This window comes from Acidovorax sp. Root267, assembly GCF_001429215.1.
Classification (GTDB): Bacteria; Pseudomonadota; Gammaproteobacteria; order Burkholderiales; family Burkholderiaceae_C; genus Acidovorax; species Acidovorax radicis.
In genome coordinates this window covers 19,789-32,424 of the sequence record NZ_LMJC01000029.1, presented here as the reverse complement: position 1 = coordinate 32,424, position 12,636 = coordinate 19,789, and the positions used below count along the sequence as shown (strand labels likewise).

The window sequence follows — 12,636 nt, the reverse complement described above, 5'->3', positions numbered from 1 at the left end:
GGAACCCACCATCATGTCGGTAGCAACGGCGGCGTACGCAACCCCACGAACCAACGCGACGGGCGTTGCGGTCAACCGGCCCCTGTGGGTCTGGCTGGTCGTGGGCGTGCTGGGGTATCTCGTGTTCCCCTGGTATGCGCAGCAGGACGCCAATGGCCTCCTTGCGGTGGGCCAGGTTTTCAGCAGCGAACAGGCGGGCAATGGGTTGATGCAGGCGGCACTGTTTGGCCGGTCCTGGCTGTGGCTGGGCCTGGTCGGACTGGCGGTGGCCGGGCTGGGCGCCTGCCTGCCGGCGGGCCGCAAGCAGGGGGCAGTGCTGGCTGCCGGTGGCGCGCTGGGGTTGCTGGCGCTGTTGCTCAGCGGTTTTGCGATTGGCGCACGCGGCTGGGCCTTTGAATGGATGAACACCAGTCTGGGTGAACTGGGTGCGCGCCAGCCCGGCATGGGTTGGGGCGGGTTTGTGGTGCTCTCTGCGCTGCTGGTGCTGCTGGCGTTTGGCGTCGCGCGGCGCGGCTTCTTCAAGGGCGACCTCTTCGTGGCGGCGGCCGTGCTGGGTTGTGGCAGCCTGCTGGCGCTGTTCATCGTGTTCCCGGTGCTCAAGGCGCTGTCGGCCGCGTTTTTCCTCGAAGACGGCCCGTTCTCGCTGGCCGTGGTGTGGGAGCGCATTGCGCACGAGCGCAACTTCGGCCTGTCGTGCCTGGCCGGGGGGCAGCGTTGCGGCGTAGCCTGGAACACGCTGTTCCTGGGGCTGATGACCGCCACCAGCACCACGCTGCTGGGCAGCTTCATGGCGCTGATGGCCGAGCGCGCCTCGCGCCGCTATGCACGCCCGCTCAATATCGTGGCGCTGCTGCCCATCATCACGCCGCCGTTTGTGGTGGGCCTGGGGCTCATCCTGCTGTTTGGCCGCGCCGGGGTGTTCAACCAGTTTCTGGAAGTCGCCTTTGGCATCACGCCCACGCGCTGGTTCTATGGCTGGTTTGGCGTCTGGGTGGCACAGACCTTTGCGTTCACCCCCATCGCCTTCATGATCATGCGCGGTGTGGTGCAGGGCGTGGCGCCCAGCCTGGAAGAGGCCGCGCAAACCCTGCGCGCCAGCCCGCACCGCACCTTCATGACCGTGACCTTGCCGCTGCTCAAGCCCGGCCTGGCCAACGCGTTCCTGGTGGGCTTCATCGAAAGCATGGCCGACTTCGGCAACCCCATCGTCGTGGGGGGGCAGTTCTCGGTGCTGTCCACCGAAATCTTCTTTGCCATCGTGGGCGCGCAGTACGACCAGGGGCGTGCGGCCTCGCTGGCCTGGATCCTCACGTTCTTTGCGCTCACGGTGTTTGCGATCCAGCGTGGCCTGCTGGGCAAGCAGAACTTCACCACCGTGTCGGGCAAGGGCGACGCGGGCATTGCCATGCCGCTGCCTGCGGGCGTGCGGCGTGTGGTGCATTCCATTGCGCTGCCCTGGATGGCGTTCACGCTCATCGTTTACCTGTTTGCGCTGGCCGGTGGTTTTGTGCAGACCTGGGGGCGCGACTACACCATCACGCTGGCGCACTTTCGCACCGCGTTCAACGTGGAATGGGGCCAGTTCGGCGTGGTGTGGGCAGGCACGGCGTGGAACTCGTTCTTCACCACGGTCAAGCTGGCGGCCATCTCGGCGCCGCTCACGGCCACGCTGGGCATCGGCATTGCGTGGCTGCTGGCGCGCACCGAGTTCCGGGGGCAGGGCGCGTTTGAATTTGCGGCGCTGCTCGCGTTTGCCATCCCGGGCACGGTGCTGGGCGTGAGCTACATCCTGGCCTTCAACGTGCCACCGTTCGAGCTGACGGGCACCGCGCTCATCATCGTGCTGTGCTTCATGTTCCGCAACCTGCCGGTGGGCGTGCGTGCGGGCACGGCGGCCTTCAAGCAGCTGGACCGCTCGCTCGATGAAGCGTCCGTCATGCTGCGTGCGGGCAGCGTGCAGACGCTGCGCCATGTGGTGCTGCCGCTGCTCAAGCCCGCCCTGGTGGCAGCGCTGGTCTACAGCTTTGTGCGTGCCATCACCACCGTGAGCGCGGTGATCTTCCTGGTCACGGCCGAGAACGAACTCGCAACGACCTACATCATCGGCCGCGTGGGCAATGGCGACTATGGCGTGGCGCTGGCGTACTGCACGGTGCTCATCGTGTTGATGTCCGCCTCCATCGGGCTGATCCAGCTGGTGGTGGGGGAACGCAAGCTGGGCCGGCGTGGCGCTGCCGCGCGCGTGGCGCACTGATTTTTTGATCTTTCTCTTGCACACAGGAATCGAGTTCGATATGAACGACAACGCGGCAGGCATCGTTTTTCGCGACATTACCAAGCGCTATGGCAGCGACCCCTCGGCGGGTCTGGCCGTCAAGGGCATCAACTTCGAAGTGCCGCGTGGCACGCTGGCCACCATCCTGGGGCCCTCGGGGTGTGGCAAGACCACCACCTTGCGCATGATCGCGGGGCTGGAGTCGCCCACCTCCGGCACGATCCTGATTGGCGGCAAGGATGTGACCACGCTGGGCCCCGCGCAGCGCAATGTGAGCATGATGTTCCAGAGCTACGCGCTGTTTCCACACATGAACGTGGTCGAGAACGTGATGTACGGCCTGCGCATGTCGGGCCAGCCCAAGGACGTGGCCCGCACCAAGGCCGTGGAGGCCCTGCGCGGCGTGGGCCTGGTGGGGTATGACGACCGCCTGCCCAGCGAGCTCTCGGGCGGCCAGCAGCAGCGGGTGGCGCTGGCGCGTGCGCTGGTGCTGGAGCCCGAAGTGCTGCTGTTCGACGAGCCCTTGTCCAACCTGGACGCCCGCCTGCGCCGCGAGATGCGCGAGGAAATCCGTGCGCTGCAGCAGCGCCTGTCGCTGACGGTGGCCTATGTCACGCACGACCAGGCCGAGGCCATGGCCGTGAGCGACCAGATCATCGTGATGAACCAGGGGCTGATTGCGCAAAAGGGCACGCCCCGCGCACTGTATGAGACACCCCACAGCGAATTCGTGGCGGGCTTCATGGGCGAGGCGATGTTGTTCCCGGCGACCGCACAGGCCGATGGTTCGGTCTCGCTCGGGCCGCTGGTGCTGCGCCCCCGCATGGCGGTGCGCAGCGGGGCCGTGAAGGTGGCAGTGCGCCCGGAGGCCTGGCGCATTCACCGCCAGGGCGCAGGCCTGCTGCCGGCCCGGCTGGACAAACTGGCCTATCTGGGTGCGGTGCACGAATACACCTTCGAGACGGCGCTGGGCAGCATCTTTGTGGTGTCGTCCGACCTGGACGATGTGCTGTCTGTGGGTGACGACGTGCAGCTGAGCCTGGGTGCGCACGGCGTATCGGTGGTTGGTAGTACCGAAGGCGCTCAGCGCGATGCGGAATAATGGCGCCATGACGAACCAACTCGACGCCCTCAAACAGTTCACCACCGTGGTTGCCGACACCGGCGACTTCAAGCAACTGGCGCAGTTCCAGCCCCAGGATGCCACCACCAACCCCTCGCTGATCCTCAAGGCTGTCCAAAAGCCCGAGTACGCGCCGCTGCTGCAAGACACCGTGGCGCAGTTCCGGGGCCGTCCGATGGACGAGATCATCGACCGCCTGCTGGTCCGCTTCGGCCGCGAAATCCTGGCCACCATCCCGGGCCGGGTCTCCACCGAGGTCGATGCCCGCCTGAGCTTTGACACCAGCGCCACCGTGACCCGTGCCGAACGCATCATCGAGCTGTACCAGGCCGAAGGCATCCACATCGACCGCGTGTTGATCAAGGTTGCCGCCACCTGGGAAGGCATCAAGGCTGCCGAGCAATTGGAGCGCAAGGGCATTCACACCAACCTCACGCTGCTGTTCTCGTTCGCCCAGGCCGTGGCCTGCGGCCAGGCCAAGGTGCAGCTGATCTCGCCGTTTGTCGGTCGTATCTACGACTGGTACAAGAAGCAGGCCGGCGCCAGCTGGGACGAGGCCGCGCGCGCCGGGGCCAACGACCCGGGCGTGCAATCGGTCACGCAGATCTACAACCACTACAAGCACTTTGGCATTGCGACCGAGGTGATGGGCGCGAGCTTTCGCAACGTGGGGCAGATCACGGCGCTGGCGGGTTGCGACTTGCTGACCATCGCACCCGATCTGTTGGCCCAGCTGGCCGCGAGCGACGCGCCGTTGCAGCGGGCGCTCAATGCCGATGCGGCGAAGGGGATGGACTTGCCTGCGGTGAACTATGACGAGGCAGGGTTCCGGTTTGCGCTGAATGAAGATGCCATGGCGACGGAGAAATTGGCCGAGGGCATTCGGGCGTTTGCGGTGGATGCCGTGAAGCTGGAGAAGCTGATCCTGGCGGCTTGAGGTCGGAATTTTTAGTGTTTAGGCGGCTGGCGCTTGTGTAGCAAGCGCCAGCCGCTATTGTTTTTATAGCTTTGTGGTTTCCACAGCCCGAACGGCAAGCGCGAGAACCAGCTGCTATTAAAACAATAGCTGTTGGCGCTTATTCAGCAAGCACCAGGCTCCAAAAACACCAAAAACCTCACCCCGCGGGCAGCCGCATCCCCACCCGCAACCCCCTCGGCACGATCCCCTCGGCCACCGTCCGGCCGCCGTGCCGCAGCGCAATCTCCTCCACGATCGACAAGCCCAGCCCACACCCGCCCGCCTTGTCCGATCCGCGCCAGAAGCGTGCAAACAGATCGCCCAGGTGCTCGGCCGGCACGCCCGGCCCATCGTCCTCCACCACCAGCAGGGCCCAGCGCCCGGGCTCCTCGTGGCCCACGCGCACCGTGACGGTGGCGCCTTCGCCTGCATAGTGCAGTGCGTTGTCGATGAGGTTGTTGAGCGCCTCGCGCAGCAGCAGCGGATGGCCTTGTACCGCCAGCCGCTCGTCGCCCTCATAGCCCAGGTCCATGCCCTGCGCCAGCGCGCGGGCCGCCCATTCACGGGCCACTTCGCGGGCCAGGCTGCCGAGGTCGATGGTCTGCATTTCCACGTTCGATTCCGAGCGCGCCAGCTGCAGCAGCTGGTGCACCAGGTGGGCGCTGCGCTGTGCGGCCGACAACACCTTGTGCAGCCGCTCCTGCACAGCGGGCTCGTGGCTTTCGTGCAGGGCCAGCTCGGTCTGGCCAATGAGCCCGGCCAGCGGTGTGCGCAGCTGGTGCGCCGCGTCGTTCAGGAAGCGTTTTTCCTTTTGCTGGCCGCGTGCCACGGTCTCCAGCAGCCGGTTGATGGTGCTGGCCAGCGAATGCACCTCCTGCGGGGCCGAGGTCAGCTCGATGGGGGGCAGCGGCGTGGTGCCGGCCTGCGGCAGGGCGCCGGCCCGTTCGATCTGGGCCTCCAGGCGTTTGAGGGGCTGCAGGCCGCGCAGCACACCCGCGTAGACCACAGCGCTCAAGGCCAGCCCCATCAGCCCCATGGGGAACACCATTTGTTCCAGCAACTCGCGCGCAATGCGTTCGCGCACCGTCAGGCTTTGGGCCACCTGCACGCGCAGGCGCTGCCGGGTGGAGGCGGTACCGTAGTCCACGTCCAGCAAGGCTACGCGCACGGGTTTGTCGTCCACCCGTGCCTGGTACAAAAACGCCTCGCCCACAGCCACCTCCACCAGCGGGGGCGCGGGCAGCTGTGCGTTGCCCAGCAAAAAGCGGCCGGGCGGGGACGACACCATGTAGGTGATGCGGTCGGCCGGGTCCTGCTCCAGGATGTCCTGCGCAGCCTTGGGGAAGTCCACCAGCAGCCCGTCGCCAATGGGCTTGATCTGCCGCGCCAGCGCACGCACGGACTGGGTCAACGTCTGGTCGATGCCCTTCTCCCCGTTCTGCAGCGCAATGCGCCAGGCCAGAAACCCGCCCGACAGCCACAGCACCAGCTGCGGCAACAGCAACCACAGCAGCAGCTTTCGTTGCAGAGAAACACCAGGGACTTGGCGCATGAATGACCGTAAAAATTAAGCGGCACGCGGCTTGCAACTGGCGCGACCGAGGCCAGTGCCGCGCAAGGGCCGCCAAGCCGCAGATACGGCGCTGCGCTTGTGTGCGCTGGCGGCGTCCCCCCCACGGGGGGAAGATGCGAAGCATCTCAGGGGGGGCTTCATGGCCTGTTCAGCATGTACCCCAGCCCCCGGATGTTGCGGATGGCCAGCGGCGAGGTGTCGAGCTTCTTGCGCAGGCGGTGCACATACACCTCCAGCGCATTGGAGTTCAGGGGCGCGGCGGTTTGTCCGGGTTCCGGGGGGCTGGCGCGCCAGGCGGCCAGCACATCGTCGCGCGTGACGACCTCGCCGCAGCGGTGCACCAGCAGCTCCAGCAGTTCCCACTCGCGCTGCGTGAGGTCGAGCAGGTCGCCATTGAGCGCCGCTGAATGGCTGGCGTGGTCCAGCACCAGGGGGCCGATGGTGGTGCTGGCGCCGCCTGCGGCGCTGCTGGCCTGGGTAAAGGCGGGCTGGCGTGCACGGCGCAGCATGGCCTGCAGGCGGGCTTGCAGCTCCTGCATGTTGAAGGGTTTGGTGATGTAGTCGTCGGCCCCGGCATTGAGGCCCAGCACGCGGTCCTCCACGCCATCGCGCGCGGTCAGGATCAGCACGGGCAGGCCGGCAATGTGGGTGCGTGCCCAGGTCAGCAGCTCCATGCCGTCGGCGCCGGGCAGGCCCAGGTCCAGGATGATGCCGTCCACTGCCTGCGACTGCAGCAGCGTGGTGGCCTGGGCCACACTGGAGGCCGTGTGCACGCCGAATTCCAGCTGCTCGAGCTGGCCAGTCAGCGCGTCCAGCAGCAGGGCATCATCTTCAACAATCAGTATCGTGGCCATGGGATTGAGCATAACAAAGCACCCTGCCAAAGGCCCCTGCGGGGTGGCAATGCCTGCACGCGCAGCGGTTGGTAATTCAATAACGGACTAATGGCGTTGGTATGTAACCCACACCCGGGAAAGCCCTGATATGTTCATTAATTATTGTAATTAAAGTACCGACTGCGCTGAACAGCACCGGATTCCGGCGCACCCAACGGATTCAAACATCGAGGAGACAAGGGTATGTGGAAGTTGACAAAAATCGCCGCAGTGGCGGTGGGCCTGGCGGCAGCGATGTCGGCCAGCGCGGGGGAGGTCGAGGTCTTGCATTACTGGACTTCGGGCGGCGAGGCCAAGTCGGTGGCCGAGCTCAAGAAGATCATGCAGGCCAAGGGCCACACCTGGCGCGATTTCGCCGTGGCAGGTGGCGGTGGCGACAGCGCCATGACCGTGCTCAAGAGCCGCGTGATCTCGGGCAACCCCCCTTCGGCCGCCCAGACCAAGGGCCCGGCCATCCAGGAGTGGGCGTCCGAAGGCGTGCTGGCCAACATGGACACCCTGGCCAAGGCCGAGAAGTGGGATGAGCTGCTGCCCAAGGTCGTTGCCGATGTCATGAAATACAAGGGCGCCTATGTGGCCGCCCCCGTCAACGTGCACCGCGTCAACTGGATGTGGGGCAGCTCCGAGGCCCTGAAGAAGGCCGGCGTGGCCGCCATGCCCAAGACCTGGGACGAGTTCTTTGCCGCGGCCGACAAGCTCAAGGCCGCCGGCCTGGTGCCCGTGGCCCACGGTGGCCAGAACTGGCAGGACTTCACCACCTTCGAATCCGTGGTGCTCGGTGTCGGTGGTCCCAAGTTCTACCAGGACGCACTGGTCAAGCTTGACGACAAGGCCATCAACAGCGACACGATGAAGAAGTCGCTCGAGACCTTCCGCCGCATCAAGTCGTACACCGACCCTGGCGCCCCCGGCCGCGACTGGAACCTGGCCACGGCCATGCTGATCCAGGGCAAGGCAGGCTTTCAGCTGATGGGCGACTGGGCCAAGGGCGAGTTCCTGGCGGCCAACAAGGCGCCCGGCAAGGACTTCCTGTGCGCCGCAGCACCGGGCACGACCACGTCGTACACCTTCAACGTGGATTCGTTCATCCTCTTCAAGCTCAAGGATGCCGCCGCCCAAAAGGCGCAGAGCGACCTGGCCAGCTCCATCATGAGCACCGAGTTCCAGGAAGTGTTCAACCTGAACAAGGGCTCGATCCCGGTGCGCGCCGGCCAGAAGATGGACAAGTTCGACGACTGCGCCAAGGCCTCGGCCAAGGACTTCGTCGACACCGCCAAGAGCGGCAGCCTGCTGCCCAGCGTGGCCCACGGCATGGCGATTGCGCCCGCCACCGAAGGTGCCATCAAGGATGTTGTCAGCCAGTTCTGGAATGACGACAAGGTGAGCGTTGCCGACGCGATGAAGAAGATCGCGACCGCCGCCAAGACCAAGTAAGCCAAGTAAACCACCACTAGAGGGATCCCATCATGATGAAAAGAAACCGCCTCACGGCGGTGGCTTTAGCCGCCGCATGCGCGATGAGTAGTGCCATGGCAATGGATGTTGCCGGCTTTGAGTTCAACGGTTACTCACGGGGCGGCCCGGTGTTCAACCACTCCGACGGCGTCAAGGGCAACCTTTCGCTCGGCGGCGAGCTGCAGAAATACCGCCTGGGCAATGAGGGCGACAACGGCATCGAAGTCAACTTCGCACGCGGGTTTGAAGCCGGCGGTGTCAAGTGGAAGGTGAACTACATGCCCGCCAAGTGGGGCAGTGGCGACATCAGCACCGAGCAGGCCTTTGTGGAAATGAGCGGCTTCTCGTTCTCCCCCGAAGCCAAGTTCTGGGTCGGCCAGCGCCGCCTGCGGATTCAGGACGTGCACATCGTCGACTACTTCCTGCTCAACTACGGTGACAACATCGGTGCGGGTGTGACCGATGTGCCGATCGGTGGCATGAAGCTGGGTGTGGGCGTGTTCACCGGCGACAAGTTCGACGGTGGCTTGCCCAACAACGTGAAGGCGCACCGCATCAACGCCGACCTGTCGGAGATCAACACCAACCCTGGCGGCAAGCTGCGGGTGCTGCTGACGGCAGTGGGTGGCAAGGGCCAGGTCAACGGTGGTTCGGGTTCGGGCATCTCCTTCATGCACAACCAGAAGGAATTCCTGCTGCCCAGCATCAGCAATACCCTGTACCTGCAAACGTCGCGGGGCCATGCACGCATCGACGGAGAGTTCGAGGCCATCGAGGGCACGAGCGCGGGCAAGCGCGCCACCCGCATCGCCGACTCCATCAACTGGCAAAGCGGTCCGTTTGGTGGCCAGGCCCTCATTGGCTACCAGACCAACAAGGCCGACCTGACGGGCGTGGAGACCAAGGACTTCTCGCTGGGCGGCCGCGGTTCGTACGCGTTCACCAAGAACTTCAAGGGCCTGGTGGAACTGTCCACCACCACCCGCAAGGGCACCGGCCCTGACCAGCGCCTGTCCAAGGCAACGCTGGCGGGCGCCCTGGCCCTGTCGGAAGACTTCTGGTCACGTCCCGAGTTGCGCCTGTATGTGACGAAGGCCAACTGGAACCAGGCGGCTGCGGTGGCCAATGCGGCCACGTTCGGCGCCAACGGCAAGACCTCGCGCACGCTGGTGGGCGTGCAATATGAGGTCTGGTGGTAAGTGATTCCACTTCGGGCCGCAGGGAGCGCGGGGCGCTCGTCCCGCAAAGCCTTGTGGCCCGGACATGGAATGGTTGAGTGAGTTAGCGAGTTAGTCAGAGGTTACTTTGTTCATTTGGGGGGCACTCCTGCGTGCCCCCCGCTTTTTCTAGTGCAGGACGATGACAAACACATACCGTGGCCATGAGCAAGAACACGTTTGAAACATGGCTGCCCAAGCTGGTCGTGACACCGGCTTTTGTTCTGGGCTTTGCCTTCATCTATGGCCTGATGGTCTGGAATGGAGTGTTGAGCCTCTCCGCATCGCGCATGCTCCCCAACTACGAGTGGGTGGGCCTCGCACAGTACGAAAAACTCTGGGAGATGGACCGCTGGTGGGTGGCCCTCAAGAACCTGGGCATCTTCGGGGTGGGCTACGTGGGCGGGTCCCTGGCCATCGGTGTGGTGCTGGCGGTGCTGCTGGACCAGAAGATTCGCGCCGAGGGCGCGCTGCGCACCATCTACCTGTACCCCATGGCGCTGTCCTTCGTGGTCACGGGCACGGCCTGGAAGTGGCTGCTGAACCCGGGCCTGGGCATCGAAAAAATGGTGCGCGACTGGGGCTTTCCCAATTTTGAATTTGGCTGGCTGGTGGACACCGAGATGGCCATCTATTGCGTGGTGATCGCGGGCATCTGGCAAAGCGCGGGCTTTGCGATGGCGCTGTTCCTCGCCGGCCTGCGCGGCATCGACGACAGCATCATCAAGGCCGCCCAGGTCGATGGCGCCTCGCTGCCCCGCATCTACTGGCGCATCGTGCTGCCGGCGCTGCGGCCCGTGTTCTTCTCCACCGTCATGGTGCTGTCGCACCTGGCGATCAAGAGCTTTGACCTGGTGATGGCACTCACGGCCGGTGGCCCCGGCTTTGCCACCGACGTGCCTGCAACGTTCATGTACACCATGTCGTTCTCGCGCGGCCAGATCGGCCTGGGCGCCGCCAGCGCCACCATGATGCTGGCCACCGTGGCGGCCCTGGTCATCCCCTACCTGTACAGCGAACTGCGCAGCAAACCCCATGACCGCTAAGCCTTCTGTCTTTCCTTCCGTGGGCCGCCTGCTGGTCTATGCGGTGCTGGCCCTGGCCACCGCCTTCTTTTTGCTGCCGCTGTATGCGATGCTGGTCACGTCGTTCAAGGACGCCGAGGAAATCCGCAGCACGTCGCTGCTGGCCTTGCCCGCAGCGCTGAACTGGTCGGCCTGGGGTACCGCGTGGTCCAGCGCCTGTACGGGGGTCGACTGCAACGGACTGCGTCCGTTTTTCCTGAACTCGGTGGCCATGGCCGTGCCGGCCGTGATGATCTCCACCGTGTGGGGCGCGCTCAATGGCTATGTACTCAGCCTGTGGAAGTTCCGGGGCAGCGATGCGCTGTTTGGCATGCTGCTGTTCGGCGTGTTCATGCCCTTCCAGGTGGTGCTGCTGCCGATGAGCCAGGTGCTCGGCTGGCTGGGGCTGTCGAGCTCCATCACCGGGCTGGTGCTGGTGCACTGCCTGGCGGGGCTGGCGGGCACCACGCTGTTCTTCCGCAACTACTACGCGGCCATCCCGAAAGAGCTGGTGAATGCCGCACGCATGGACGGCGCGAGCTTCTTCCAGATCTTCTGGCGCATCGTGCTGCCGCTGTCCACGCCCATCATCATGGTCACGCTGATCTGGCAGTTCACCAACATCTGGAACGACTTCCTGTTTGGCGTGGTGTTCTCGGGCACCGACTCGAAGCCCGTGACCGTGGGCCTGAACAACCTGGCCAACACCAGCAGCAGTGTGAAGGCCTACAACGTGGACATGGCGGCCGCGATCATCGCAGGCTTGCCCACCATGGTGATCTACGTTCTCGCAGGCAAGTTTTTTGTGCGCGGCCTGACGGCTGGCGCGGTGAAAGGTTAAGGAAAATCATGGCGTCTTCATTGGACATCGCGGGCATCAACAAGCGCTTTGGCAAGGGTGAAAAGAGCGTGGAAGTGCTGCGCAAGATCGACATCCACGTGGCACCGGGCGAATTCCTGATCCTGGTCGGCCCCTCGGGCTGCGGCAAGTCCACGCTGCTCAACATCATTGCGGGCCTGGACGAGCCCACCGAAGGCGAGATCCGCATCGCCGGCAAGAACGTGGTGGGCATGCCTCCGCGCGACCGCGACATCGCCATGGTGTTCCAGAGCTACGCGCTGTACCCCACGCTCTCCGTGGCCGACAACATCGGCTTTGCGCTGGAGATGCGAAAGATGCCCAAGCCCGAGCGGCAAAAGCGCATCGACGAAGTGGCGGCCATGCTGCAGATCAGCCACCTGCTGGACCGCCGGCCCAGCCAGCTCTCGGGCGGCCAGCGCCAGCGCGTGGCCATGGGCCGGGCCCTGGCGCGCCAGCCGCAGCTGTTTTTGTTCGACGAGCCTTTGTCCAACCTCGACGCCAAGCTGCGCGTGGAGATGCGCGCCGAGATCAAGCGCCTGCACCAGGCCAGCGGCATCACCAGCGTGTACGTAACGCACGACCAGGTCGAGGCCATGACGCTGGGATCGCGCATCGCGGTGATGAAGGGCGGCGTGGTCCAGCAGCTGGGCACGCCCGACGAGATCTACAACCGCCCGGCCAACACCTATGTGGCCACGTTCATCGGCTCACCCACCATGAACCTGCTGCGCGGAGGTGTGCAGCCTGCCGGGCACTTTGGCATCGAAGGTGCATCGCTGAGCCTGGCACCGCCCATGGGTGCCGCAGAGATGCTGCTGGGCGTGCGCCCCGAGCATCTGCAACTGCAGGACGACGCGCCCTGGCGCGGGCAGGTGAGCGTGGTGGAGCCCACGGGCCCCGACACCTATGTGATGGTGGACACCGCCGCAGGCAGCGTCACGCTGCGCACCGACGCACAAACCCGCGTGCAGCCGGGCGACCACGTGGGCCTGACGGTAGCACCTGCCAACGCCCACTGGTTCGACGCGAAGTCCGAAGAGCGGCTGACGGGCTGAGAGGGGCGAGCCCCGTCCGCTGGGTCGCCGCAAGAAGGGACTTTGGTCTTTGCCTGAAGGGGTAATTCAGGTAAAAAGAGGCTCCAGCGCTTATCCGTCAAGCGCGAATAGCTATATAAATAATAGCATTCTCGATCCACGGGCCGCCGTCTGCCGGA

Annotated in this window: 10 protein-coding genes; 8 read left to right on the top strand and 2 right to left on the bottom strand. The window is 65.0% G+C overall.

Annotated features, from left to right (window positions below; translation table 11 throughout):
- Window positions 1-13: 13 nt before the first annotated feature.
- From ASE39_RS16550 to tal, 3 genes are read left to right on the top strand one after another with little or no spacing between them, the layout of a single operon-like run.
- Window positions 14-2,254, top strand: a complete 2,241-nt coding sequence (locus tag ASE39_RS16550; protein ID WP_010462267.1) for an iron ABC transporter permease — start codon at window positions 14-16, stop codon at window positions 2,252-2,254.
- Between the two features lie 40 nt (window positions 2,255-2,294).
- A complete protein-coding gene (locus ASE39_RS16545; protein WP_035197148.1) occupies window positions 2,295-3,377 on the top strand; it encodes an ABC transporter ATP-binding protein in 1,083 nt (360 codons plus the stop codon).
- A 7-nt stretch (window positions 3,378-3,384) separates the two neighbouring features.
- Window positions 3,385-4,335 (top strand): transaldolase, encoded by a 951-nt coding sequence (tal, locus tag ASE39_RS16540; RefSeq protein WP_057229041.1) that lies wholly within the window; start codon window positions 3,385-3,387, stop codon window positions 4,333-4,335.
- Window positions 4,336-4,513: 178 nt separating this feature from the next.
- Here tal and ASE39_RS16535 read toward each other — a convergent pair whose 3' ends face one another.
- Both ASE39_RS16535 and ASE39_RS16530 read right to left on the bottom strand, forming a co-directional pair.
- On the bottom strand, window positions 4,514-5,908 hold the full coding sequence (locus tag ASE39_RS16535; RefSeq protein ID WP_057271879.1) for a sensor histidine kinase: 1,395 nt from the start codon (window positions 5,906-5,908) through the stop codon (window positions 4,514-4,516).
- A 158-nt stretch (window positions 5,909-6,066) separates the two neighbouring features.
- Complete coding sequence (locus tag ASE39_RS16530; RefSeq protein ID WP_057272105.1) at window positions 6,067-6,783, bottom strand: response regulator transcription factor; 717 nt, start codon at window positions 6,781-6,783, stop codon at window positions 6,067-6,069.
- A 225-nt stretch (window positions 6,784-7,008) separates the two neighbouring features.
- Between ASE39_RS16530 and ASE39_RS16525 the strand changes: the two genes are divergently transcribed.
- The 5 genes from ASE39_RS16525 (at window position 7,009) to ASE39_RS16505 (ending at window position 12,478) form a co-directional block, all read left to right on the top strand.
- The gene (locus ASE39_RS16525; RefSeq protein WP_010462258.1) at window positions 7,009-8,259 is read left to right on the top strand and encodes an ABC transporter substrate-binding protein; all 1,251 of its coding nucleotides are present in this window, start codon (window positions 7,009-7,011) and stop codon (window positions 8,257-8,259) included.
- A 101-nt stretch (window positions 8,260-8,360) separates the two neighbouring features.
- Window positions 8,361-9,479 carry a carbohydrate porin gene (locus ASE39_RS16520; protein WP_010462256.1) on the top strand — a complete coding sequence of 373 codons (1,119 nt, stop codon included), beginning with the start codon at window positions 8,361-8,363 and terminating at the stop codon, window positions 9,477-9,479.
- A 182-nt stretch (window positions 9,480-9,661) separates the two neighbouring features.
- Complete coding sequence (locus ASE39_RS16515; RefSeq protein ID WP_035197039.1) at window positions 9,662-10,543, top strand: sugar ABC transporter permease; 882 nt, start codon at window positions 9,662-9,664, stop codon at window positions 10,541-10,543.
- On the top strand, window positions 10,533-11,402 hold the full coding sequence (locus ASE39_RS16510) for a carbohydrate ABC transporter permease (protein WP_010462252.1): 870 nt from the start codon (window positions 10,533-10,535) through the stop codon (window positions 11,400-11,402). Before ASE39_RS16515 ends, ASE39_RS16510 begins: the two co-directional genes overlap by 11 nt.
- An 8-nt stretch (window positions 11,403-11,410) precedes the next feature.
- Entirely contained in the window at window positions 11,411-12,478 is a 1,068-nt protein-coding gene (locus tag ASE39_RS16505) for an ABC transporter ATP-binding protein (RefSeq protein ID WP_057271878.1), read from the top strand.
- The last annotated feature ends 158 nt before the right edge of the window (window positions 12,479-12,636 follow it).

Coding starts and splice junctions, on each gene's coding strand:
- ASE39_RS16550 (WP_010462267.1), top strand. CDS start 14: ATGTCGGTAGCAACGGCGGCGTACGCAACCCCACGAACCAACGCGACG.
- ASE39_RS16545 (WP_035197148.1), top strand. CDS start 2,295: ATGAACGACAACGCGGCAGGCATCGTTTTTCGCGACATTACCAAGCGC.
- tal (WP_057229041.1), top strand. CDS start 3,385: ATGACGAACCAACTCGACGCCCTCAAACAGTTCACCACCGTGGTTGCC.
- ASE39_RS16535 (WP_057271879.1), bottom strand. CDS start 5,908: ATGCGCCAAGTCCCTGGTGTTTCTCTGCAACGAAAGCTGCTGCTGTGG.
- ASE39_RS16530 (WP_057272105.1), bottom strand. CDS start 6,783: ATGGCCACGATACTGATTGTTGAAGATGATGCCCTGCTGCTGGACGCG.
- ASE39_RS16525 (WP_010462258.1), top strand. CDS start 7,009: ATGTGGAAGTTGACAAAAATCGCCGCAGTGGCGGTGGGCCTGGCGGCA.
- ASE39_RS16520 (WP_010462256.1), top strand. CDS start 8,361: ATGGATGTTGCCGGCTTTGAGTTCAACGGTTACTCACGGGGCGGCCCG.
- ASE39_RS16515 (WP_035197039.1), top strand. CDS start 9,662: ATGAGCAAGAACACGTTTGAAACATGGCTGCCCAAGCTGGTCGTGACA.
- ASE39_RS16510 (WP_010462252.1), top strand. CDS start 10,533: ATGACCGCTAAGCCTTCTGTCTTTCCTTCCGTGGGCCGCCTGCTGGTC.
- ASE39_RS16505 (WP_057271878.1), top strand. CDS start 11,411: ATGGCGTCTTCATTGGACATCGCGGGCATCAACAAGCGCTTTGGCAAG.